Origin of the sequence: Synechococcus sp. J7-Johnson (assembly GCF_024345795.1) — a bacterium.
Lineage (GTDB): Bacteria > Cyanobacteriota > Cyanobacteriia > PCC-6307 > Cyanobiaceae > Regnicoccus_A.
The window spans coordinates 21,533-43,857 of record NZ_JAGQBU010000020.1 but is presented as its reverse complement, the minus strand read 5'-3'; the positions used below and the strand labels follow the sequence as shown (position 1 = coordinate 43,857).

25 protein-coding genes are annotated in these 22,325 nt (G+C 67.0%); 16 read left to right on the top strand and 9 right to left on the bottom strand.

All coding sequences use genetic code 11. From position 1 onward, the window contains the following. The first annotated feature begins 8 nt into the window (after nt 1–8). Nucleotides 9–440, top strand: coding sequence for an Rrf2 family transcriptional regulator (locus KBY93_RS10955; protein WP_255094435.1), 432 nt, complete (start codon nt 9–11; stop codon nt 438–440). Between the two features lie 190 nt (nt 441–630). Continuing rightward, nucleotides 631–1,158 carry a Crp/Fnr family transcriptional regulator gene (locus tag KBY93_RS10950; protein ID WP_255094433.1) on the top strand — a complete coding sequence of 176 codons (528 nt, stop codon included), beginning with the start codon at nt 631–633 and terminating at the stop codon, nt 1,156–1,158. A 191-nt stretch (nt 1,159–1,349) separates the two neighbouring features. Here KBY93_RS10950 and KBY93_RS10945 read toward each other — a convergent pair whose 3' ends face one another. Further along, nucleotides 1,350–2,378, bottom strand: a complete 1,029-nt coding sequence (locus KBY93_RS10945; protein ID WP_094554197.1) for a sulfate/molybdate ABC transporter ATP-binding protein — start codon at nt 2,376–2,378, stop codon at nt 1,350–1,352. A 113-nt stretch (nt 2,379–2,491) separates the two neighbouring features. On the opposite strand from KBY93_RS10945, the gene cysT reads away from it, so the two are divergent. Both cysT and cysW read left to right on the top strand, forming a co-directional pair. Beyond that, nucleotides 2,492–3,364 (top strand): sulfate ABC transporter permease subunit CysT, encoded by an 873-nt coding sequence (cysT, locus tag KBY93_RS10940; RefSeq protein WP_255094432.1) that lies wholly within the window; start codon nt 2,492–2,494, stop codon nt 3,362–3,364. Between the two features lie 30 nt (nt 3,365–3,394). Then, nucleotides 3,395–4,255, top strand: a complete 861-nt coding sequence (gene cysW, locus KBY93_RS10935; protein WP_399223034.1) for a sulfate ABC transporter permease subunit CysW — start codon at nt 3,395–3,397, stop codon at nt 4,253–4,255. Between the two features lie 15 nt (nt 4,256–4,270). Here cysW and KBY93_RS10930 read toward each other — a convergent pair whose 3' ends face one another. After that, nucleotides 4,271–4,966 carry a cupin domain-containing protein gene (locus KBY93_RS10930; protein WP_255094430.1) on the bottom strand — a complete coding sequence of 232 codons (696 nt, stop codon included), beginning with the start codon at nt 4,964–4,966 and terminating at the stop codon, nt 4,271–4,273. 54 nt (nt 4,967–5,020) lie between these two features. Here KBY93_RS10930 and KBY93_RS10925 point away from each other — a divergent pair, with 54 nt between their 5' ends. Continuing rightward, on the top strand, nt 5,021–5,371 hold the full coding sequence (locus tag KBY93_RS10925) for a YnfA family protein (protein ID WP_261355421.1): 351 nt from the start codon (nt 5,021–5,023) through the stop codon (nt 5,369–5,371). A gap of 42 nt (nt 5,372–5,413) precedes the next feature. Here KBY93_RS10925 and KBY93_RS10920 read toward each other — a convergent pair whose 3' ends face one another. Continuing rightward, on the bottom strand, nt 5,414–5,935 hold the full coding sequence (locus KBY93_RS10920; RefSeq protein ID WP_255094428.1) for a hypothetical protein: 522 nt from the start codon (nt 5,933–5,935) through the stop codon (nt 5,414–5,416). 330 nt (nt 5,936–6,265) lie between these two features. Here KBY93_RS10920 and KBY93_RS10915 point away from each other — a divergent pair, with 330 nt between their 5' ends. The 4 genes from KBY93_RS10915 (at nt 6,266) to KBY93_RS10900 (ending at nt 9,700) form a co-directional block, all read left to right on the top strand. Further along, nucleotides 6,266–6,505 (top strand): Nif11-like leader peptide family natural product precursor, encoded by a 240-nt coding sequence (locus KBY93_RS10915; protein ID WP_255094427.1) that lies wholly within the window; start codon nt 6,266–6,268, stop codon nt 6,503–6,505. 23 nt (nt 6,506–6,528) lie between these two features. Further along, complete coding sequence (locus KBY93_RS10910) at nt 6,529–8,664, top strand: PhoX family phosphatase (protein ID WP_255094426.1); 2,136 nt, start codon at nt 6,529–6,531, stop codon at nt 8,662–8,664. 111 nt (nt 8,665–8,775) lie between these two features. Continuing rightward, the gene (locus KBY93_RS10905; RefSeq protein ID WP_255094425.1) at nt 8,776–9,078 is read left to right on the top strand and encodes a metalloregulator ArsR/SmtB family transcription factor; all 303 of its coding nucleotides are present in this window, start codon (nt 8,776–8,778) and stop codon (nt 9,076–9,078) included. 58 nt (nt 9,079–9,136) lie between these two features. Next, nucleotides 9,137–9,700 carry an isoprenylcysteine carboxylmethyltransferase family protein gene (locus KBY93_RS10900; protein WP_255094423.1) on the top strand — a complete coding sequence of 188 codons (564 nt, stop codon included), beginning with the start codon at nt 9,137–9,139 and terminating at the stop codon, nt 9,698–9,700. Here KBY93_RS10900 and KBY93_RS10895 read toward each other — a convergent pair. The 4 genes from KBY93_RS10895 to pdxH are packed head-to-tail and all read right to left on the bottom strand — an operon-like array spanning nt 9,616 to nt 12,904. Further along, on the bottom strand, nt 9,616–10,488 hold the full coding sequence (locus tag KBY93_RS10895) for a sulfite exporter TauE/SafE family protein (RefSeq protein WP_399223041.1): 873 nt from the start codon (nt 10,486–10,488) through the stop codon (nt 9,616–9,618). The two genes, KBY93_RS10900 and KBY93_RS10895, sit on opposite strands and share 85 nt — an antisense overlap. Before the next feature lie 14 nt (nt 10,489–10,502). Continuing rightward, a complete protein-coding gene (locus KBY93_RS10890; protein WP_255094421.1) occupies nt 10,503–11,045 on the bottom strand; it encodes a rhodanese-like domain-containing protein in 543 nt (180 codons plus the stop codon). A 9-nt stretch (nt 11,046–11,054) separates the two neighbouring features. Continuing rightward, nucleotides 11,055–12,185: an MBL fold metallo-hydrolase gene (locus tag KBY93_RS10885; RefSeq protein WP_255094420.1), complete on the bottom strand. Its 1,131-nt coding sequence runs from the start codon at nt 12,183–12,185 to the stop codon at nt 11,055–11,057. A 53-nt stretch (nt 12,186–12,238) separates the two neighbouring features. Then, nucleotides 12,239–12,904 (bottom strand): pyridoxamine 5'-phosphate oxidase, encoded by a 666-nt coding sequence (gene pdxH / locus KBY93_RS10880; protein ID WP_255094418.1) that lies wholly within the window; start codon nt 12,902–12,904, stop codon nt 12,239–12,241. A 220-nt stretch (nt 12,905–13,124) separates the two neighbouring features. Between pdxH and KBY93_RS10875 the strand changes: the two genes are divergently transcribed. The 3 genes from KBY93_RS10875 (at nt 13,125) to KBY93_RS10865 (ending at nt 15,224) form a co-directional block, all read left to right on the top strand. Beyond that, on the top strand, nt 13,125–13,529 hold the full coding sequence (locus tag KBY93_RS10875; RefSeq protein ID WP_255094417.1) for a hypothetical protein: 405 nt from the start codon (nt 13,125–13,127) through the stop codon (nt 13,527–13,529). A gap of 262 nt (nt 13,530–13,791) precedes the next feature. Continuing rightward, nucleotides 13,792–14,121: a YciI family protein gene (locus tag KBY93_RS10870; protein ID WP_255094415.1), complete on the top strand. Its 330-nt coding sequence runs from the start codon at nt 13,792–13,794 to the stop codon at nt 14,119–14,121. Continuing rightward, nucleotides 14,115–15,224 carry a CARDB domain-containing protein gene (locus KBY93_RS10865; RefSeq protein ID WP_255094414.1) on the top strand — a complete coding sequence of 370 codons (1,110 nt, stop codon included), beginning with the start codon at nt 14,115–14,117 and terminating at the stop codon, nt 15,222–15,224. Before KBY93_RS10870 ends, KBY93_RS10865 begins: the two co-directional genes overlap by 7 nt. A 12-nt stretch (nt 15,225–15,236) precedes the next feature. On the opposite strand, the gene hemN is transcribed toward KBY93_RS10865, so the two are convergent. Further along, the gene (hemN, locus tag KBY93_RS10860) at nt 15,237–17,297 is read right to left on the bottom strand and encodes an oxygen-independent coproporphyrinogen III oxidase (RefSeq protein WP_255094413.1); all 2,061 of its coding nucleotides are present in this window, start codon (nt 17,295–17,297) and stop codon (nt 15,237–15,239) included. A gap of 140 nt (nt 17,298–17,437) precedes the next feature. Between hemN and KBY93_RS10855 the strand changes: the two genes are divergently transcribed. The 4 genes from KBY93_RS10855 (at nt 17,438) to KBY93_RS10840 (ending at nt 21,375) form a co-directional block, all read left to right on the top strand. Beyond that, on the top strand, nt 17,438–17,878 hold the full coding sequence (locus tag KBY93_RS10855; protein WP_255094412.1) for a hypothetical protein: 441 nt from the start codon (nt 17,438–17,440) through the stop codon (nt 17,876–17,878). 102 nt (nt 17,879–17,980) lie between these two features. After that, nucleotides 17,981–19,387 carry an efflux RND transporter periplasmic adaptor subunit gene (locus KBY93_RS10850; RefSeq protein WP_255094411.1) on the top strand — a complete coding sequence of 469 codons (1,407 nt, stop codon included), beginning with the start codon at nt 17,981–17,983 and terminating at the stop codon, nt 19,385–19,387. 11 nt (nt 19,388–19,398) lie between these two features. Then, a complete protein-coding gene (locus KBY93_RS10845) occupies nt 19,399–20,670 on the top strand; it encodes an ABC transporter permease (protein WP_255094410.1) in 1,272 nt (423 codons plus the stop codon). A gap of 3 nt (nt 20,671–20,673) precedes the next feature. Beyond that, on the top strand, nt 20,674–21,375 hold the full coding sequence (locus tag KBY93_RS10840; RefSeq protein WP_255094409.1) for an ABC transporter ATP-binding protein: 702 nt from the start codon (nt 20,674–20,676) through the stop codon (nt 21,373–21,375). Nucleotides 21,376–21,404: 29 nt separating this feature from the next. Here the strand turns inward: KBY93_RS10840 and htpX are convergent, their stop codons facing one another. Continuing rightward, the gene (gene htpX / locus KBY93_RS10835; RefSeq protein WP_255094407.1) at nt 21,405–22,301 is read right to left on the bottom strand and encodes a protease HtpX; all 897 of its coding nucleotides are present in this window, start codon (nt 22,299–22,301) and stop codon (nt 21,405–21,407) included. Between the last annotated feature and the right edge of the window lie 24 nt (nt 22,302–22,325).

Here is a 22,325-nt window from a genome sequence, read left to right as displayed (position 1 = left end):
AGCCAGTCATGGCCTTCAGCGCCAAAACGGAATACGGACTAGTGGCTTTGATCGATCTGGCTGCGGCTTTTTCCTCTGGAGAGCTGGTCCAGGTGGGTGAGGTCAGCCGCCGCCATGGCCTGCCCGAGCGTTATCTCGAGCAGATGCTCACGGCACTGCGCAAGGGAGGGTACCTCAACAGCATCCGCGGGCCCCGCGGCGGCTTTCAGCTGAGCAGGCCGCCGGAGCAGATCACCATCGCGGAGGTGGAGGAGTGCCTGGAAGGCGAGGCCCGCTCGGAGCGCCAGGGTGATCGCCAGGACGCCGAGTTCCGCGTACTCCAGGGTCTGGCTAAGCGAGCCGAGCAGGCCCGGGCCGCCGTGCTGCAGTCCACCACCCTGGCCCAGCTGCTGCTGGAGCGGGACAGCCTGCAGCAACCGGCGCCGATGTTCTACATCTGAGACCAAGGCGTCCCTGTTCGTGTGCCTGGAAATACCGGTACACCTATCGGAATTAGGGCATACTTCAGGCAAGTTGCTTGCCTGTCATGGCCTGTTGTCTGCGAATGCCCCTGCTTGTCCGCCTGTCGTTGATCGAACAACCGCCCCATCGCCCACCAAACCGGTGACGTCTTCTTTGCTCAAGCAGCCCTTGCAGTTCACGCTCCATCCCAAGGACGTCCTCCCTGAAGGGATGGGCTGGCGCCTGCATGAGGGCTATGTACGGTCTGCGAGCTGGGATCTCGAAGGCGAGTGCATCGCCCTGGGCCTATGGGGCCCTGGTGACGTGATCACCTCTGAGAATCCTGTGGTCCAGCCGTTGGAGTTGCAGTGCCTCACCACCGTGGTGGTGGAGCACATCGAGCTCGATCCCCGCGATCAGCACCAACACCTGCAGCGCGAGCGCCAGATGCTGGCGGAGCTCCTCACCATCCAGCGCATCCGCTCCGGGGAGCGCCGTCTACTCACCCTGCTCAGCTGGATTGGCGGGTCCCATGGCCAGGTCAACCGTCACGGCTGCCGCCTCTCGCTCAGTGAGCTCAACCTCACCCACCAGGCCCTGGCCGATCTGTGCGGCTTGACCCGGGTCACAGTGACCAAACTGCTCTGCCGCTTTCGCGCTGAGGGCCGGTTGTTGGCAGTGGGCGACAGCGACCTGTTGATCCCCCTCCAGCCATGACCATCCACACTCCTCCCTGGTGCCTGCACTGGGACCGTGACGGCGAGTTGGCGGCAGGCGATCGCCAGGATCTCTTGATCACGCTTGTCGTTCGTGAGCATGGAATGACGCCAGGAGGAATCCCCTCAGGGCCCGAATTCATAAGCGTTTTCAACGAACAGGGCCTGCCCATGGGCTCTCGGCCCTGAAGCTCAGATCACAAAGTCCGGCACAAAGGTGCGTGTTTCACGGCTGGTGATGTGCAGGGCATCACCGGCCTTGAGCTCGCGGTAATCGATCCGCTCGCGAGGGAGTTGGGCCACCACAACCTCTCCACTTGCGAGGGTGAGTTCTGCCTGGATGTCACGGCCCATGTGGGTGAGCCGGCACAACACAGCGGGCACACTGCCGCTCTGGGGGCTGCGGTGCAGCTCCAGATCGTGGGGGCGGATGAAGATATCGCCGCCTTGACCTTCGTCTCCTGAGCGTTCAGCAGCGGCAAGGGCAAGGGGCACGTGCGGAGGAAGCACGTTCACCGCACCCACAAAGCTCATGACAAAGGGGCTGGCTGGCTGGTCGTAAATCTCAGCCGGGCTGCCGATCTGCTCGATCTTGCCGTGGTTCATCACCACGATCCGATCGGCCACCTCCATGGCTTCTTCCTGGTCGTGGGTGACGATCACCGTGGTGACGTGCATCTCGTCGTGGAGGTTGCGCAGCCAGCCGCGCAGCTCCTTGCGCACCTTGGCATCGAGGGCGCTGAACGGTTCATCGAGCAGCAGGACCCGTGGCTTCACCGCCATGGCCCGGGCCAGGGCAACCCGTTGGCGCTGACCGCCGGAGAGCTGGGACGGGTAGCGGTTGCCAAAGCCCTGCAGCTGCACCAGCTCCAGCAGCTCATCCACGCGCCGGCGGATCGCCTCGTGCTTCCAGCCACGCAGCTCAAGACCGAAGCCCACGTTCTGACGCACCGTGCGGTGCTTGAAGAGTGCGAAGTGCTGGAACACAAATCCCACCTGGCGCTCCTGCACCGAACGGCTGGTGGTTTCTTCCCCGGTGATCCAGATGCGGCCGGTATCGATCTCCTCCAGGCCTGCGATCAGGCGTAAAAGAGTGCTCTTACCAGAACCGGAGGGGCCGAGCAGTGCCACCAGGGAGCCGGTCTCGACATCAAGGCTGACGTTGTCGACCGCCCGGAACGAGCCGAACTCCTTGCTCACACCAGCGACGCGGATGCCCATGGCAGGGGAAAAACGGATTCGATGGCACGATCCTATAGCAAACATACATTTCCCCACCGGCTAACCGTTGTATAAATCGGCAGATGGTGATACGTTTCCGCGGATCTGTTCCCATGTCCTCGTCCATGGCTCCTGCCTCTCCGGCCCGCCTCAGGCGCCCGGCGCTTCCCAGCTGGTTGCAGCTCAGTTGGTCCTGGCGAATCACCTGGCTCTATCTGGCCCTGGTGCTGTTCCTGCCCCTGGGGGCCATGACCCTGAAGGCCGCTGCAGTCGGCCCGGTCCAGTTCTGGCAGCTGGCCACCACCGCTGAAGCGCTGGCTACCTACCGAATCAGCTTCGGGTTGGCGCTGGTGGCTGCCCTTGTCAATGGTGTGTTCGGCGTGGTGATCGCCTGGGCCCTGGTGCGCTGCTCCTTCTTCGGCAGGCGGTTGCTCGATTCACTGATCGATCTTCCCTTCGCGCTGCCTACCGCCGTGGCGGGTCTGGCGCTGGCGTCGATCTACAGCTCCAATGGCTGGCTCGGGGCCCCGCTCGATGCCCTCTTCGGACTGAAAGTGTCCTTCACCTGGCTGGGGGTGGGCATCGCGATGATGTTCATCTCGCTGCCGTTTGTGGTGCGCAGTGTGGAGCCGGTGCTGGAAGCCCTTGAGCGGGAGCAGGAGGAAGCGGCCTGGTGCCTCGGCGCCAGCCCTCGCCAGACCCTGCTGAAAGTGGTGCTGCCCCAGCTGATGCCAGCGATCCTGGCCGGCGTGGCCCAGGGCTACAGCCGCGCTGTAGGCGAGTACGGCTCGGTGGTGATGATTTCCTCCAATGTGCCCTTCAGGGATCTCATCACTCCCACCTTGATCATCCAGAAGCTCGAGGAATATGACTTTTCCTCGGCAACGGTGATCGGCATGGTGATGTTGATGTTCTCTCTTGTGAGCCTGCTGGTGATCAACGGGCTGCAGGTGTGGGGCCGGCACTGGGAAGGCAATCCCGTCTAATTCTGTTGAAATCCACCTGCCGTTTCTCCCATGCGTTCCCTGTTGCGTTTCCTGCGTAGTGGCAAGATCCGCCCATCCGCCTCGGTGCTGATCCCGCTGATTGCTGGCCTCTATGTTGCAGTGATCATTCTGCTGCCAGCTCTGGAAGTGGTATCGGGTGCCTTTGCCAAGGGCCTGCAGCCCTTTCTGGATAACTTTGAATCGGAAGAGCTGCACTCGGCGGTGCGGATGACGCTGATGATGACGGCTATCGCCGTGCCTGCCAACACCATCTTTGGCCTGTCAGCAGCCACGGCTATCGCCCGTCGCCAGTTCCCCGGCAAGGCCTTTCTGCTGAGCGTGATTGATCTGCCGTTCTCGATCTCGCCAGTGGTAGTCGGCCTGATGCTGGTCTTGCTCTACAGCCCCACCAACGGACTGCTGGGCGGGATCGTGACCAGCCTGGGCTGGAAAATCATCTTCTCCTGGCCCGGGATGACGCTGGCCACGATCATCGTGACCTTCCCCTTCATGGCCCGGGAAGTGATCCCCCTGCTTGAGGAGGAGGGTTGGGACCAGGAGGAGGCGGCCCGCACGCTTGGTGCCAGCAGCTGGCAGGTTTTCTGGAAGGTCACCCTGCCCTCCGTGCGTTGGGCCGTTCTCTACGGGTTGATCCTCACCACGGCCCGGGCCCTGGGTGAGTTCGGAGCTGTCGCCGTCGTGAGTGGCAACATCGCCGGCCAGACCCAGACACTGCCCCTGTTTGTGGAGGACGCCTACAAGCAGTACGACACCGAACTGGCCTATGGCGCCGCGCTGGTGCTGGGGGGTGTGGGCCTGGTTTCCCTGCTGTTGAAGCTGCTGGTGGAGCAGGTCATTGGCGGAAACAAAGAAACTGAGCCGATGAACTGAACACAGACCGCGAGCTCACGTCTGCAACAGGCCCTCTGATCCATCCGGCCCAAGCGTGGCAGGCAGGTGGCCGGTCTTGACCCAGATCGTGCAGCCCTCCTCGCTCCAGGGCCGGTGGACGCTGCCGGGTGGATTGCGCAGCCAGCTGCCGGCGGGATAGGTGCCCTGTTCGTCCTGAAACACGCCCTCCAGCACCAGGATCTCCTCGCCGCCGGGATGGCTGTGGGGTTGAAACAACGTGCCCGGTGCCCAGCGCACCAGGGCCCCATGCTCGGAACCGAAGGCGTGCAGCGGCATCACCTCCAGGCCCGCCACCAGGCCTGGCAGCCACTCAGCGCTGTGGGTGTCGATCACCAGCTGCTGCTGGTCGGCAGGGTGCATCTGGTGCAGTTTCACCAGAATCGTGCAGCCCGGCTCGCTGAAGGGAGCGTGGCTGGTGCCTAACGGATTGCGCAGGTAGGTGCCGGCCGGGTAGTCGCCCCGTTCATCGGAGAAGGTGCCCTCAAGCACCAGGATCTCTTCGCCGCCGCCATGGGTATGGCGATCAAAGTGGCTGCCGGGGGCATAGCGCACGATCGAGGTGGCCCGGGCCAATTCCCCGCCGCGGCGATCGAGCATGCGCCGCTCAACGCCCGCCATGGGTGAGGGTGTCCAGGGCAGGGCGGTGGTGTCGAGCACCACGCGCTGGTCGAGGTCGGCGTGCAGGTCCATTCCCCCATTGTCGGCGGCGTGGCAGTGCCATCGGCGCCGTCGATCTGGCGGGGGATGAAGGACGTGCGCCAACGCATTGCTGTGCTCAGAACGACTGGCCTGTTTTTGATCACAGCCGTCGCCGAGATTCTGGGCTGCTACCTCACGGATGTGTTGGTCAAGCAGCAAAGGCCTCTGTGGTTGCTGGTACCTGCCGCTCTGTCGCTGGCGCTGTTCGCCTGGTTGCTCACCTTTCACCCCACGGCTTCTGGACGGGTATATGCCGCTTATGGAGCGGTTTATGTGGCAGTGGCGTTGATCTGGCTGCGCATGGTGGATGGCTCACCCTTCACCGGCCGCGACCTGCTGGGCTCCGTTGTGGTTCTCAGCGGCATGGGGATCCTGATGGGCCGGGCGCCGCAATAAGGGGCCGATCAGGCGGATCGCCGAAACCACTGGCTCAGCGACTCAATCCAGCGCGGAGCGGCCCAGGCCCTCGCCGTCGTTGCGGAAGAAGGAGCTGAGGTTCACACCGGCTTCATGGGCCGCCACGGTGACCTGCAGCTTCTGCTCGTCGTCGAGGCCATCCCAGAAGGCGTGGAAGAGATCAAGGGATGCTTTGGCGGTGCCCACCACACCCATCAGGGAGAGGGGAAGCGTGAGCCAGGGGAACACCAGCAGCAGCACCGAGAGCACGGCCCCGACAGCCACGCCTGCCTTGGCTGATTCGAAAGTGGTGCTGAGCACCAGCCGCACCTGGGTGGCCCGATCGAGTTCGCCGCGCTTACGCAGGGCCTCGGTGCGCAGGGCCGTGAGCAGCGCCTGGTAGGCGGCAAAACAGACGACCCCGCCCACGGTGGATTCAGAGAAGAATTCCTTGCCCGTGAAGGCCCCGCCGTTCTGGTTCAGATCGATCGAGGCCAGACCCGCCAGGGGAGCAGCTTCCCAGCCGGCGCGGGGGATGCGGAAGGGGTCGCGTTCGCGGGTCATAGCTGGCGGCTGATCCAGTGAGACCCAGCTTGCTCCATTGCAGGGGCTGCTGCCAGGCTGAAGGCCCTGGAGGTCAAGAATCAAGTGCTTTTAGGGAGTGATCGAGGCGGCTTCGATTAACCTTTCATCATGGATCTTGTCCATTTGTCCTGAGTTGAACGGGACCCGATCCAGCGATCTCTTGATGTGGCGCTCCGGGCTGGCCATGATGGTGGCCAGAGGGCCATCGTCTCGCACGTGATTAAGTATAAATACCGGACTGACTGCACTCTTTTCTGGTTAAGCTTGAGGCAACAACAGGTTGAGGTCGCAATGATGAATGCCACCCCCATGATTGCTCCCGGGGCCGCCAGCGTGGCGGCCTTGTCCGGGACGGTGCACGAAGCGATGGACGCGCTCCATGCCCTGCAGCAACTGGCCAGCCAGGATCCATCCTTTGCCCAGGCGCTGAAGCAGACCGGCTCCACCCATGCCGCAGCCAGCCTGGCTCGTCGCCATGGCCTGCATGTGAGCTCGGAAGCCCTCTGGCGTAACCGCGGACGCCACGGCCTGCCCACCTGGCGTGGTTGACTGCCGCGGGCCTGGCCTGAGCGATGCAACGCCGCGATCTCTTTGCCCTGTTCGGCCTTGGGGGATCAGCGGCCCTCGCCTCTGGCTTGCCCCTGAAGGCCCTGCCAGTGCCATCTGCCGGCGGGCCTTTCACTCCTGTGCCGCTGCCGCTGCCACTCCCGGGCGATGGGCTGAGCGCCACTGAGCAGCAGCGCACACAGCGCCGGGTCTCCCTCGTCGACAGGCTGGTGGTGCCCGCGGGCTACCGGGCCGATCTGCTCGCCGCCTGGGGGGAGCCCTTGGCGGATGGCCGTTTTGGCTTCAACAACGACCACCTCTCCTTCACGGATCTGGGTGAAGACCGGGCCCTGCTCACGGTCAACTTTGAATACATCAGCCCGAAGCCATGGAGCGAGGGCTACGCCGACGCCACCGGCGAATCATTGCCTTGGCTTGAGCTGATTGAGGCACTCAGACCTTTCGATGGTGTGGTGGATGTCACGGCTCTGAGGGCCGACGATCCCCTGCGCCAGTTGGCCCGCACCGTTGCGGGCGCCGCCCTGCGCGATCAGGGCATCGGTGTGATCGAGATCCGCCGGGAGCCCTCGGGGCAATGGCGTCGCCGGAGCGGTCGTTTCGATCGGCGCCTCAGTGGCCTTGAAGGCCTCGACGATCCCGCCAGGCGCCTGCGGGTGAGTGGTCCGGCGGCCGCCGTTTTCAGAAGCCCGCAGCGCCTCGGCTACAACGATGGCCTCCAGGACCGGGTGATCGGCACCTTCGCCAACTGCGCCGGCGGCGAAACCCCTTGGGGAACGGTGCTCTCGGCCGAGGAGAACTTCCAGAGCCAGGTTGTGGAAGCGGTCCACGCCGATGGTTCCTCGCCGGCACCCGCCGTGTTGCCACTGCGCTGCGATGGCCGCAAGTTCGATGGCCTCGGCAATCCCTTTGGCCTGGCCGGGAACAAGTACGGCTGGATGGTGGAGATCGATCCGCGTCAGCCCCAGCGGCCGGCGGTCAAGCACAGCTGGCTGGGGCGCTACCGCCATGAGGCCGTGGCGGTGCAGGCCCGGGCCACCGAGCCGCTGCTGGTGTACTCCGGCTGCGACCGCCACGGCGGCCATCTCTACCGCTTCGTGAGCGAGGGGCGGATCAAGGATCCGAGTGTTCCGGCCAATTCAGCGCTGCTGGAGGCCGGCCGGCTGGAGGTGGCTCGCTTTGAGCCCGATGGGAGCGGCCGCTGGATTCCGCTCGATCCCGCCACCCCGCTCAACCCCCAGCGGCCCAGCCACTATGAGGGTTTCGGCCTCAATCAGCCCACCCTGGTGCCCCACAGCGACCGCAGCCAGCCAGGGGCAGAGGCCCTGGCCAGCGACGTGGCGGTGGAGACCTACCTCAAGAGCTATGCAACCCTCGCCGATCTCTATCCCGGCCGCAGCGAGGAGCGCCTCGGCGCCATCCTGATCGATGCTCACCTGGCGGCCAATGCGGTTGGCGCCACCGCCGCCGCCAGGCCGGAAGACACGGTGATTGATCCCAGCAGCGGTGATCTGCTGGTGGCCTTCACCGCCGGAGGCTCCGATGCTGGCGGCAGCGCCGATCCGGCGATTTTTCATGGTCCCGGCGGGGAGAACCGCTGGCCCCATGGCTGGATCATGCGCCTGCAGGATCAAGGCTTCGCCGAGGCGGGCCGGTTCCGCTGGCGCATGCTGGCCACCGGCGGCGCCCCCTGGCAGGGGGGGCTGGGGTTCTCCAGCCCCGACAACCTCGCCGTCGATCGCACCGGCTCCGTTTGGCTGGTGACCGATCGCGGTGGTGGCACGGCCGAGCTGGATCTGTTCGGCAACAACTCCTGCTGGGTGCTGCCCAGCAAGGGGCCCGCGGCGGGAAAGGCTTTCTGCTTCGCCACCGGGCCGATGGAGTGCGAGCTCACCGGCCCCTGCTTCGATGCGTCGGAGGCCACCTTGTTTCTCTCGGTGCAGCACCCAGGAGAGAGCAACGGCACCCGCTCCAGCGGGGCCGGTGAATGGCAGGCCATCCGCCTGCGTGACCGCGATGACCAGGAGTTCGAGCAGCTGCGCTGGGTGCCCCTGGGCTCCAACTGGCCCTCGGGGGTGCCGGGGCGCAGCCCCCGCCCGGCCGTCGTGGCGATCCGACGCAGCGGGGGCGGCCCGCTGCTGTAGGCGAGTCGCCATGGGCGTACCCATGTCATGCGTGACCCGGCATAATTAATCGAGTGTCACCCAGTCACAATGGGCGCTTTCGCGGATGTAGCCAGGCCCAGCCCAGAGCTGATGGAGGAAATCAGCCGCTTTTTCCGGCTGCTGAGTGAGCCGGCTCGCCTGCAGCTGCTCTGCCTGCTGCGCTCTGAGCCCACGGATGTCTCCAGCCTGATCAAGACCACCGGGTTCAGTCAGTCGCACATCAGCCGCCAGCTGGGGCAGCTTCAGCGCGCTGGCCTGGTGCGCTGCGAACGTGACGGCTCCCGCCTGATCTACTCCGCCGATGACGAGCTGGTGGAGGAACTCTGCACTCTGGTGCAGGGACGCCTCAGGCAGCGGCTTGAGGCCCAGCTACTGCAGCTGCAGGCGGCCTGAGCCGGCGGCTTCCTGCGCCGTTCGTGGCCAGACTGAAGCCATTCACCGCACTGCACGCATGGGCAGGTCGCTGCCGCAACGACTCCAGGCCTGGGGTTTCAGCTGGGGAGGGCTGCTCGACAACCGCCACGGCGAATGGTGGCTGATCGCCCAGATGGCCCTGATCACGGCCCACCTGCTGCCGGCATTACCCAGCCCCGCCGCCCTCGGCTTGAGCTGGCCGCCCGTGTTGCGGGTGCTGGGTCTCAGCCTGTTTGCCGCCGGCCTGCTGCTGGCCGGCCAGGGAGCGCTGAACCTGGGCGACAGCCTCACCCCCCTGCCTGAGCCCATGGCCGGCGCGCCCCTGGTGACGGCCGGGGCCTACGGCCGCTGCCGCCATCCCCTCTACCAGGCCCTGCTGGTCTGCTCCCTTGGGGTGACGCTGGCCAGGGGAAGCCTGCTGCACCTGGCTCTGTTGCTCACTCTGGCGCTGGTGCTGGGCTTTAAGGCCCGCCGCGAAGAGCTGCGCCTCTGTGCCGTCCATGCGGATTACGCCGCCTATCGAACTGCAACGCCGGCGATCGTGCCCCGCCTGCCCTGGCTCGACTGGCGCACAGGTCCCACCGCCCCAGCGACGGGCTGAGCTGAGCGGTGGATGGTTGTGCTTGGCCCCACAGGCCCGTAGTTCTGGCGGTGCAGCGCCTCGAAGCCGGTGAGCAGGGCCGAGCCGATCAACAGGCCGGCGAAGCCGACCCGCAGTCGGCGCTCACTCAGGTGCTGGGCCAGCCGCTGGCCCAGCACGGCACCCAGGGCGCCGCCGGCCAGCAGGGGCAGCATCAGAGCCAGGCTGGCGGCGGGCCAGTGGCCCAGCGCCAGCAGGGCCACCAGGCTGTTGGTGCTGATCAGCAGCAGGCTGGTGCCGCTGGCCAGATGCATCGGCAGGCCGGCCAGCAGCACCAGGGCGGGCACGATCGCGAAGCCGCCGCCCACGCCGGCGATGCCGGTGAGCAGACCCACCAGCACCCCCTGGGCCGCGAGGGCCTGGGGTGATCCGCTCTGGGCGGGCCTGCTCGGCCGCGTCAGCAGCCAGGAGGCCACCAGGGCCGCCACGGTGAACACCCCCAGTTGAACCGCCTCGGGGATCAGCCCGGCCTTCACCAGGCTGCCGCCGATCCAGGCACCTGCCAGGGCCGGCACCCCCAGGATCAACGCTGGCCGCACAGCCACCTGGCCGCGGCGGATGTAGGGCCCCACATTGCCCAGGGCCAGCAGGGTCACCACCAGGAGCGAGAGCGGAACGGCCTCCTTGGCGGACAGGCCCGCTCCGCTCACCAGCAGGGGCAGCAGCAGGATTGAGCCACCGGCCCCCAGCACGGCGAGCAGAACACCGATCACGAGTCCGCCGCTGAGCAGCAGCAGCAGCGTGCTGATGCCGATGCCGATGATCACGCCCGCACCCGGTTCCAGGGCATGGCGGCCAGCAGACGGGCCATGCCGCAGAAGCCGCTGATGCCGGCAAAGGTGAGGCCAGCCCCAACGAAGCCCGACAGCCAGATCCAGCCCGGGGACACGGTCTGGCTGAGGATCACTCCAAGCAGCACCAGGCTGCCGGCGGCGATCTGCACCTGGCGCATCAGCGGCAGGGGCGCGCCCTGGCGTCGCTTCATCGGCAGGCCTGCCTGCTGCCAGGCACTCATGCCGCCTTCGAGGTCGGCGAGAGGATAAGGATGGCCCGCGCGCAGCAGTTGGGCAAGGCCCTTCTCGCTGCGAGTGCCGCTCTGGCAGACCAGCACCAGCGGCCCTGAGGGGAGGGTGGCGCTGCCGAGGCGGGAGAGCGGGATGTTGTGGCTGCCGGGAATATGGCCGCCCACGTATTCCATCGGCTCGCGCACGTCGATCACCGTGACCCTGTGTTCACCGTGCTGGCGGCTGAGGTCGAGGGGGCTCAACCGAACGGGGCTGAGCTGAGCTGAGGTCGGGGAGGTCATGGTGCTGGCTCAGAAAGGGTTGGGGCTGTTGTGCTCCAAGGGAAGACCTTCCCGCTGCCAGGCACGCAGGCCACCGCGCAGGTTGGCCACCTGTGGTCGGCCAGCCTTGATCAGCTCCTGGGTGGCCAGGGCCGAACGGCTGCCGGAATGGCAGAGCACGACCACCGGGAGCTCTGCTGGGATCTCGCCCAGCCGCCGCTCCAGCTCCGGCAACGGAATCAACAGACTTCCTGAGATCCGACCATCGGGGCCGTTGAATTCCTCGGCTGAGCGCACGTCCACGAGGCAGAGGTCGTCGTGGTGCTTCTGCACCCATCGGGGTCTCAGCTGGGGCAGGCCGGCATAGCTGCGCTGGATCGGAGCCCAGTCATCGGCATCGGGAGTGCTGGCCAGGGGCCGGCCGCTGCGCAGATTGGCGGGCAGGGCTTCCGCAAGCCGGCGCGGATGGGGCAGCTCCAGGTTCTCCATGTAGCCGACGAAGTCGCGCTCATCGGCCTCTCCGCCGAGGCGGGCGTTGTAGGCCTTCTCCTCGGTCACGGAGGTGACGCTGCGGCCGATGTAGTCATGGCCGGGGTAGAGCAGACAGTGCTCGCTCAGCGAGAAGATCTGCTCGGTGATCGAGCGGAACAGGGTGTGAGGATTGCCCTGCTGGAAGTCGCAGCGGCCGCAGCCCCGCACCAGCAGGGCATCACCGGTGAAGGCCAGGCTGTGGTCGTCGAGCACGAAGGTGAGGCAGCCGTCGGTGTGGCCGGGGGTGGCGCGTACCTCCAGCGTGCGGCCGCCGAAGGCCACCCGATCACCGTGTCGCAGGGGCAGGGTCACGTTCTCGGCGCCGACAGTGGCGGCCAGGCCAATGGCGCTGCCGGTGGCGGCGTGCATCAGCCAGCTGCCGGTCACGTGGTCGGCGTGGGCGTGGGTGTCGAGGCAGGCCACCAGCTGCAGGCCCAGCTCCTGGATCAGGGCGAGATCACGGTCGTGCTGCTCGAAGACCGAATCGATCAGCAGGGCCTGGCCGCTGGCCACCTCGGCGATCAGGTAAGTGAAGGTGCCGGTGTCGGCATCGAAGAGCTGGCGGAACAGCAGGGGGTTGCCTCCAGCTGCGGCAGCGAGGGAAAAGGAACTGGCGGGAGCGACGGCCATGGGTGGGCTCGATCGACAACTGATATGAGCATAGCCGCATAGCAGGACGTAGGTCAGGGGGCCAGTCGCTCGATGCTCCAGGCCCCGCCGCTGCTCCCGCCCGCCTGCGGGTCAGCGGGCCTGTAGCGGAAGCGATCGTGGAGGCGGTTGGTGCGGCCCTGCCAGAATTCGAACTCGAACGGCACCACCCGCAGGCCGCCCCAGGACGGCGGCAGCGGCACCTCGCCATCGGCGAAGCGGCGCTTCATCGCCTCCCACTGCATCTCCAGGATCGAGCGGGAGCCGATCACGGCGCTCTGCTGAGACACCCAGGCCCCCAGCCGGCTGCCGATCGGGCGCGAGAGGAAATAGGCGAGCGATTCGGCGGCGCTGATCCGTTCGGCCCGCCCCAGGATCGCCACCTGGCGCTCCAGCCCGTACCAGGGAAACAACAGGCTCACCTCCTGGTGGGCGGCGATCTCGGTGGCCTTGCGGCTCTCGTAGTGGGTGAAGAACACGAATCCCCGAGCGTCGAACGCCTTGAGCAGCACCGTGCGGGCGCTGGGGCGCTGGCCGTTGCTGGTGCCCAGCACCATGGCGTTGGGCTCATCCAGCTGGGCGGCCACGGCCTGGTCGAACCAGCGGCGGAACTGCGCCACCGGATCGGCCGCCAGATCGGCCCGTCGCAGGTCCTCCCGGCGATAGTCGCGGCGGAGCTGGGCGGGATCAGTGGAATCCATCGGGATCCTGCCGGCGGGCTCAGGGCTTCGGGATCCCTAAGGATCCTGTATCGGCAGTCGGAGACCAGCGCACTGAACAGGCACCACACCGAGCAGGTGGCATCGCCGTAGAGGAGGTGCAGGTTCAGAACAGCGCTGACGAGAGTTGCACAGAACCAGCGCAGCCGCCCCGACAAGGCCATCGGCCGACCAGCTGGCCGGATCAGCGGCTGAGACGCCGGTGGCACTGATCTTTGCAGCTGCTCTCTCCCCCTTGGCCACCCGCGCCGTTTACTCCTTCACCGGCTTTCCCGGCGCTGCCGTGCGCCATCTCTACCTCCACCACGACGGCTACCCAACCGGCGCCGCCTGGCGGTTCGCGTCCGCCCTGCGCCTGGGTGGTGACGCCGCCGACTTTCTGGCCTCCTTCCTGAGCAGCCAGCCCAGGGCGGAGGCCCTGGCCCGAGCGGAGCAGGCTGCGGACGCCGAGTATCGCTATGGGGTGCATCTGGTCGGCGGCGCTGAACCCCACAACCAGGTGGAGTGCTGGCGGCGGTTGCCGGGTGACACCTGCTGGCAACACCGCTGCGGACCGATGGCCCTTGACCTGTTCATCCGGCGTTTCCTGCCCGGTGACCCGCTCTGAAGGCAGTCGTGTCAGGGCAAGGGGAGCGATCTGGTTCCGGTCCTGCGGGCCCTGCCACCGCCCAAAAAAAAAGAGGTGGACCCAAGCCAGGCCCGCCCCTAGGAACGTCTTACAAAATGTAACGTCTCCTGCGGGTCCAGCGTGGATTTCCCTATGGGGATTTCTACTCAACTTTTCTGGCCTTGCCAAGCAGCGCGCCCCCACTCAGGCTGCGGCACCGGGCTTCAGGTCTAGGTTGGGGCGGTTGCTTCGGGGGCTCGCCTTGCCCTGGTTCGTGAAGCTGGAGCAGGGTCTGGTCGACCGTGCCCATTTTGATCAGCACCTGCGTGAACACCTCGACTGGGTTGCCGAGCTCCAGCGGCGCGGCCACCAGGCCAGCAGTGGCTACTGGCGCGAGCGCAAGGGCATGAACGGTGAAGGTGCCGGTGGCATGTTGCTGTTCCACGCCAGCGACTGGCAGGAGGCCGAGGCCATCGTCTTGAGCGATCCCCTGATCCGCTCAGGTTGCGTCAGCTGGGTGCTGCACGAGTGGCGGGTGGTGGCGGGTGCGATCCCGGCGGCTGCTTCGCCTCAGGCTCCTGCCCCATGGTGATCCTGTCGATCGCCAACACGGTCAGCGATCTGATCCAGGGGGACGTGAGCGAGCATCTGCCCCTGGAGCGCATTCCGCTCGAGGGCGATGTGCTCGGCCTTGGCACCACCACCAGCCTCGATAACGGCGAGCTCACCTTCCTGCACCAGCCCGGTGCTGCCAGCACCCACCTCTACAAATGCCAGGCCCTCGATGGCGGCATCCGGCGGCTGCGCCCCGGCGACGGGTCCTCCCACTTCCCCTATGTGTGCTTCAGCGGTGACGCCAGCGCCCTGCGCCAGCCGGTGGATCTCGGCGGGCTGGGCCCCAGCGCCGGGGTGCCGCTGCAGGAGCTGGTGGGGCAGGCGATCGCGGACTCGATCGCGTCGGGCCGGATCAAGCCAGCTCCGATCGTGGGGGTACGCCTGCGGGCGACCTGGAGCAGCCTGGTGATCACCGTGGCCTCCAAGCTCTGCATGGGCCAGCGCCGCCGCAACACGGACTCCGTGGATCCAGACGCGGGGGCAAGTCTTTACGCCAGCCTTCAGCACTACCGCCTGGCCCCGCGGGATCCAGGCAACCCCGCCGATCCGATCCATTATCTGGGCCGCAGCCTGGAGTGGGACTGCTGCGGCTTCTGGGACACCCGGCCCGAGAGCGGGCGCGTCACGGTGCCTCAGGCGGGCGCCCATCTGCATGTGCACGGCTGTAGCAGCGACCTGCGCCACGGCGGCCATCTGCACCATGAGCACCCCGGCACCCAGCTGCTGCGACTGGAGTCATTGGCCCTCTATCCGCTTCGGGAGCTGCGCCACCTGGGCTCCGACCTGGCGGTGGAGCGGGCCAGCTACGACGCTGGCGTGCTGCGGTTTGCCATCACCAACCGGGGCACGCTCGATGTGAGCGATGTGGGAGTGGCGGTGGTGATCGACGACCGCTACTCCGGCCACCACTACCTGCGCCTGCCCTGGCTGGCCGCCGGCGCCGAGGAACCTTTTGCCCTGACGCTCGAGCTGGCGCCCGGTGCCCATGAACTCCTGGTGCTGGCGGATCCGGAGCGCCAGGTGCTCGAACCCCTCGCCCAGCAGGAGAACAACCGGGCCCGGTTGCAGGTGGTGGTCTGACCAGACCACGACTCAGATCAGTCGCGACCCACTGGCCTGGCGGCGCTGGCTGGGGTCGAACACCGCCGCGATCGTGCGGATCAACCAGCGGCCCACTTCCGTCACCTCCAGGCTGTTGGCCCCCAGCCGCACCAGTCCGTCGGCTTCGAGGATCTGCAGCTCGGCCCACTCGCTGGCGAACTGGCGCTTCGCCTCAAGGGGTTGCCCCAGGGCGATGGTGTCGAAATCCACCGCGAAGTGGCACATCAGGCTCTGAATGATCGAGCGCCGCAGCAGCACCTCGGGATCCCGCACCACCAGGCCCCGCTCCACGGGCAGATGTCCCTCGTCGAGGGCCTGGACATAGGCCTTGAGTGAGCGCTGGTTCTGGCTGAACAGATTCTGGAACTGGCTGATCGCCGTCACGCCGATGCCGAGCAGGTCGCGCTCGCCGCCGGTGGTGTACCCCTGGAAATTGCGGTGCAGCCGCTCCTGCCGCGCCGCCACCGCCAGGCTGTCGCTTGAAAGGGCGAAGTGGTCCATGCCGATGGCGTCGTAGCCATCGCCTGTGAAGGCGGTGAAGGCGTGCTGCAACATCCGGATCCGCTCCCGCTGGCTGGGGAGATCGTCGGCGGCGATCTTGCGCTGCATGGGCAGCTGCTCGGGCAGGTAGGCGAAGCTGAACAGCGACACCCGGTCGGGCCGCAGCTCCCGCACCAGGGCGATGGTGCGGGCGAACCGCTCGGGGGTCTGCAGAGGCAGCCCGCAGATCAGATCGACATTCACGCTCTCGAAGGCCGCCTCCCGCATCCACTCCATCGCCCGCCGGAGCTGCTCCACCGGCACGATCCGGTTCACGGCCGCCTGCACGTTCGGGTCGGCATCCTGGATTCCGAAGCTGATCCGGTTGAAGCCCAGACGGCGCAGCTCCAGCACCTGATCACGGCTGAGGAACTCCGGATTCACCTCGATCGAGGCCTCCAGGTCGGGCGCCAGGTCCAGCTGCTCCCCGATCAGATCCCAGAGTTGGCCCTGCTCCTGGGAGTTGAGGTAGTTGGGCGTGCCGCCACCCCAGTGCAACTGCCCCAGCCGCCTGCGCCGGCCCGAGGCCTGGGACACCAGCGTCAGCTCTTTGGCCAGAGCCTCGAGATAGGGCCCCACCACGGCCGAGCCGGCCTGGGTGGTGATTCGGTTGCAGCCGCAGTACCAGCAGGCATGGCGGCAGAAGGGCACGTGCACGTAGAGCGAGAGATCGGCCGTGCTCGCCTGCCCCAGCTGGTTCACCAGGTCGGCAGGACCCACGCCGTCGTGAAACGCCGCGGCGGTGGGGTAGCTGGTGTAGCGGGGAACGGGCTTGTCGTACTTGAGCAGCAGGGGGAGCGGATCCGCTCGGGGCGTGGTGAGTTCGCCCAGCTCGGCCAGCAGGCTCTGGGTGTCGAGGAAGGCGGTCACCGCTTCCTCCAGGAGCTCCGCTTCCTCGGCTTCGCTGAGCTCGAGCTGCTCGAAGGCGTCGTGGAGGGCCTGCTTCAGGTCTGGGATCGGCCGCTCGAACTGCCAGAAGCGCAGGGAGGGCAGACCATGGGCGGCCAGGATCGCGTTGGCCTGCTGGGCCAGCTGCTGCCCGCCGGAGAGATCGCCGCCGTAGCGCACATACACATGGGCAAGGAAGCGGTGCGGTGCCTGCTGGGCGAGTTTGCCGAGGTGACCCAGCCAGGCCTGGGCCGCGGCTGAGGGTCCGCTGGCTTCGATGCCGGCCAGCAGGGCCACGTCGTGGCGCAGGGCCTCGCTGCGGCTGAGGGCACTCCAGGGAAGGTCGGGGGCGCCAAGGGCTGCTGCCAGTTCGGGGCCGGTTTGCTCGATCAGCGCGTAGGCGGGGCCGAGCGCGCGGATCAGGCCCGCCAGCTGCAGCGGGCTGGCCTGACCCGCCAGGAGTGCACGGGAGAAGTCCATGCCCTCCGCTTTGTGGTGGGCGGCGCCGATGCGGGCGTGCAGACGCCGCACCCGGGGTCCGAAACCCTTGCGGGCGGCGACATCCGCTGGCCTGGCGTGGTCGGAAATGGCGCCGGAAACAGCTTCAGGGAGGGTGCTGGTCATGACGAAGGGTGCCGAAAAGGTGCCGAAATGAGAGCGGCACCCCGGGAGGGCGCCCTGCGGCAAACGGTATAACGTTACTGTTGTCATGCTGTCCTGTCGTTGCGTTTTCGTTGCAACGCGCTCGCCACCCCTCACCCGCCATGACTGCCGCCCCCTTCAGCCCGGCCGCTCCTGTTTCGGCCAGAAGCCTGCCGCTCCTGCTGGCACCGCTGGGCCAACTCAGCGGCGATGGTCAGCTGCGCGAACTGATCGAGGAGCGCCGCGACCGCAAGGGGCCTGACGTTGAGCTCTGGTACCTGGAGCCGGCGCTGGTGGACGAGCTCAACCTGCGGCAGGCGCTCAGCAACCCGCCAGAGCAAGGGCGCCCAACCGGCCAGCCAGGCGAGCTGACCGCACAGCCGATCGAAGCGATCGTGGCCGGCGACTCAGCGGTGATCACCTGGCTGCAGCTGCGCTTCGGTGGGAGCACCGGGACGATTGTCCTGTCGCCGACGCTGCTGCACGAGCGGGCGGGGGGATTGCCGCCGAAGGCGCCACAGGCGGCTGTTGAACCCCGTCGAGCCTCGGCTGCGGTTGCTTAGTCACACCTGCTCACAGCTGATCGTGGCCGCGTCATGCCGCAGACACAGGCAGCAGCGATGGTGTGGGGACAGCCGGTCGTCCTCGCCGCGAAGCCACCTTGAATGCTGCAGACCGTCCTGCGCCGGATCCCCGTTCCTCCTTCCTCCGCTGAGCCCGGTGCTGATCCGGCCCGGCCTCGCCCGCGACTGGTGGCTCCGCCCCTGTGGCTGATCGCCGCCGGTGCGCTGACCCTGTGCCTGGCCGGCGGCGGCTGGCTGCTCTGGCAGCAGGGCCAGACCCGTGCCCGGCAGGCCGCGCTGGCCGCCCAGACCGCGCCCGTGGAGCGCAGCAACGTGATCCTCAAGGTGACGGCTGCCGGCTCGATCCGCCCCACCACGCCTGTCAACATCAGCCCCAAGCAGCAGGGCCGTGTCACGGCATTGCTTGTCGATCAGGGGGATCGCGTCAGCGCCGGCCAGGTGCTGGCGCGAATGGATGACAGCAACCTGCGTGGCACCCTGCTTAAAGCCCAGGGAACGCTGGCGGCGGCGGCAGCGAACCTCAGCAAGCTGCAGGCCGGCAACCGGCCCCAGGAGATCGAGGCGGCCCGGCGCAATCTGCAGGCGGCCGAGGCCGATCAGATCGCCGTGCGCTCCGTCTTCATCAGTAATCAGCAGCTGTATGGATCCGGCGCGATCGCCCGGGTGAACTTCGACGCCAGCCGATCGGCGTTCCTGGCCAGCGAGGCCCGGGTGAGTGCCTTGCGGGCCCAGCTGGATCTGGCCCGTTCCGGCAGCCGCGCCGAAGACATCGCCGCTGCCCGCGGCCAGCTGCAGCAGGCGCGGGGTGATCTCGCCTCGATCGAGGCCCAGCTGGAGGACACGGTGATCCGCGCTCCCTTCGCTGGGGTGATCACCCAGAAATATGCCGATGTCGGAGCCTTCGTGACGCCCACCACCTCGGCCAGCGCCACCAGTTCGGCCACCTCCTCGTCGATCCTGGCCCTGGCCAGCACGCTGGAGGCGGTGGCCAACGTGGCGGAAGTTGATGTGGGGGCGATCCGGCCCGGCCAGCCGGTGGACCTGCAGGTGGATGCCTTCCCTCGCCAGGTGTTCCGTGGAACGGTGCGGCTGGTGGCGCCGGAAGCGGTGGTGGAGCAGAACGTGACCAGCTTTCAGGTGAGGATCGCCCTGCCAGGCGACGGGCCAGGCAAGCTGCGCTCCGGCATGAATCTCACCGCGAACGTGCTGGTGGGCCGGCGGCCCGATGCCCTGCTGATCCCCACACCCGCCATCGTGAGTGAACGGGGAGGCACCGGGGTGCTGGTGCCCGGCGCCGATGGCAAACCCATGTTCCGCCGGGTGCAGGTGGGCGCCACGATCGGCACCCGCACCGAAGTGGTGAGCGGCCTGAAGCAAGGCGATCGGGTGTACCTTTCCGCGCCCGGTGGGCGCCGTCCGAACAGCCGCCCGGTGACCGGCTCCTCGCCCTTCCAGCAACCACGCGGCCAGGGCAGGATGCCGCGCTGATGGCTAAGGCGATGTCAGGGACACGCCGTCGGCGTGAGCGCGGCGGAGCTGACCTTGCTGAGACGATCGCTCTGGCCTGGTCGTCACTGCTGGCCAACCGGATGCGCTCCGCCCTGACGATGCTGGGGGTGATCATCGGCATCGGCGCCGTGATCAGCATGGTGACGATCGGCCGTGGCGCCCAGCTGCAGACGGAAAACCAGTTGAAATCACTGGGTTCGAACCTGATTTTCGTGCAGAGCGGCGTGGCGGCCGGTGGCGGGCCCGCCTCACGCGGAGCAGGCTCGGCCACCACCTTGATCTGGGAGGACGCCAAGGCGATCGCCGCCTCCATTCCGGCCGTGGCGGATGTGGCCCCGAACCTGAGCCAGCGCACGCAGGTGGTGCTGGCCGATCGCAACACCAACACCACCGTGGTGGGCAGCACGCCGGCCTACGTGGTGGTGCGCGACTTCCTGCCACTGAGCGGGCGGTTTTTCAACGAGGCCGAACTCGATCAGTCCGCACGGGTGGCGGTGCTGGGGCAGACCGTGGTCGACAGCCTGGGGCTCACGGCCAGCAGCGCACTCGACCGGACGATCCGCATCCGCGGTGAGACGTTCACGGTGATCGGCACCCTGGAGTTCAAGGGCAGCACCGGCTTCCGCGACCAGGACGATCAGGTGCTGATCCCACTCACGACGATGGCCTCGAGGATCGTTGGGGTGAACACGACAGCCGGCGTGTCGGTGGAGAGCATCGCGGTGTCGGCGCGTTCGGCCGCCAGCATGGAAGCGGCCGATTATCAGATCACTAATCTGCTGCGCCTGCGCCACCGGATCGTGCCCCCCCGGGAGGACGACTTCGTGATCCGCAACCAGGCCGACCTGGTCAACGCCTCCAATGCCGTCGCCAACGTTTTCACCGCGCTGCTGGGCGGATCGGCCGCCATCTCCCTGCTGGTGGGAGGAATCGGAATCATGAACATCATGCTGGTGTCGGTCACAGAGCGGACGCGGGAAATCGGCATCCGCCGCGCCATCGGCGCCCGCTGCAGCGACATCCTGCGCCAGTTCCTGATCGAATCGACGGTGCTCTCCCTGGCGGGCGGGCTGCTGGGAGTTCTGCTCGGGGTGGTGGCGTCGCTGGCGATCAACGCGGCCTTCGGCTGGAGCGCCGGGATCGCCCTCGATGCGGTGGGCTGGTCACTGGCCTTCTGCCTGGTGATCGGTGTGTTCTTCGGCGCCTATCCCGCCAACAAGGCAGCCCAGCTCGATCCGATGACAGCCCTGCGAAGCGACTGAACCATGCTGCAACTGCGCCGGATCACCAAGGCCTACCGAATGGGCGAGGTCGATGTTCCGATCCTGCACGGCATCGATCTGACGATCCTGCGGGGCGAATACACAGCGATCGTTGGAACTTCTGGATCGGGGAAGTCCACCTTGATGAACATCCTCGGATGCCTGGAGCAGCCGAGCAGCGGCCATTACTACTTCGATGCCCGCGACATCACCTTGCTGAGCGACAACGAACGTACCGATATCCGTAACTTCCAGATCGGCTTCGTTTTCCAGCAATTCAACCTCCTGCCGCGCCTCACGGCGCTGCAGAACGTGATGTTGCCGATGGTCTATGCGGGCTACGACCGGGCGGAGCGGCGCGAGCGGGCCATGGCGATGCTGGAGCAGGTGGGGCTGGCCGATCGGATGGCCAATCGTCCTAACCAGCTATCAGGCGGCCAGCAGCAACGGGTCGCGATTGCCCGCGCCCTGGTGAACCAGCCCGAGTTGCTGCTGGCCGATGAACCAACCGGCGCCCTGGATTCACGCACCGGCGAAGAAGTGATCGAGCTGATTTCCGAGCTCCACGCCGGCGGCCTCACGATCGTGCTGGTAACGCACGACCCCTCGGTGGCGCACAACAGCGGCCGGATCATCCGGATCCAGGATGGAAAGATCACTGCAGACAGCCTGCCGCGGCAGACACCGGTGCAGGCGCCGGCCTGACGGCGGATTCAGGTCTGGTTCCCGACAGCTCAGGGTGTCGATGGATTGGCTGATTGAAGCTCCTGCAACGCAGCGATGCGTTGCTCCAGCGGCGGATGGGAGGCGAACAGCCCCAGCAGGCTGGGCGGCCCCGCGATCTTGAACGAGGCCAGCGCCGTCCCGTCACGGGGTTCAAGGAGGTCCTGGGTCTGGCCCAGCAACTGGAGAGCTCCCACCATGGCGCCGGCCGCGGTGAGGCGGGCAGCACCGGCATCGGCGCGGAACTCCCGGTGCCGCGAGAACCAGGCGGTGACGAGGGAACCGGCTATCCCCAGCAACAGCTCCAGAGGCCAGATCAGCGCGGAGATCGGTGGCGGCTGGCGACCCTGGTCGTCGGAGCGGCGGGGCAGCAGCAGGGCGATGGCCCGGGCCAGGAACATCACGAAGGCATTGATCACCCCCTGCAGCAGGGCCATGGTCACCATGTCGCCGTTGCCGACGTGGCTCATCTCATGGGCCAGCACCGCTTCGAGCTCCGCCTGCGGCATGCCTTCGAGAATCCCGCTGGAAACAGCCACCAGGGCGCCTTCAGGCGAGGCGCCGGTGGCGAAAGCATTCCACTCCGGCGAGGCGTAGACCCCCACCTCGGGCATGGGCAACTCGGCCTTGTTCGCCAGGCGGGCCACCGTCTCGACCAGCCAGAGGGCACTGGCGCCCTCTCTGCCATCGACCAGTTGCACCCCCATCGCCTGAATGGCCGATTGCCTTGAGACCTGAAGTGAGATCCAGGAGCCAACGACACCCCAGCCGAAGCTGCCGATCAGAAGGGGTATCAGAGGAAGATCAGGAGGCAGCCAGCCCGTGGCCACCCCCAGCCAGAGCAACAACGAGATCGTGGCGACGACCGCCAGGTTCGTGATCAGGAAGAGAACGGTTCGGAGCACCATGACTGCCGGGCCGGTGAATACTTT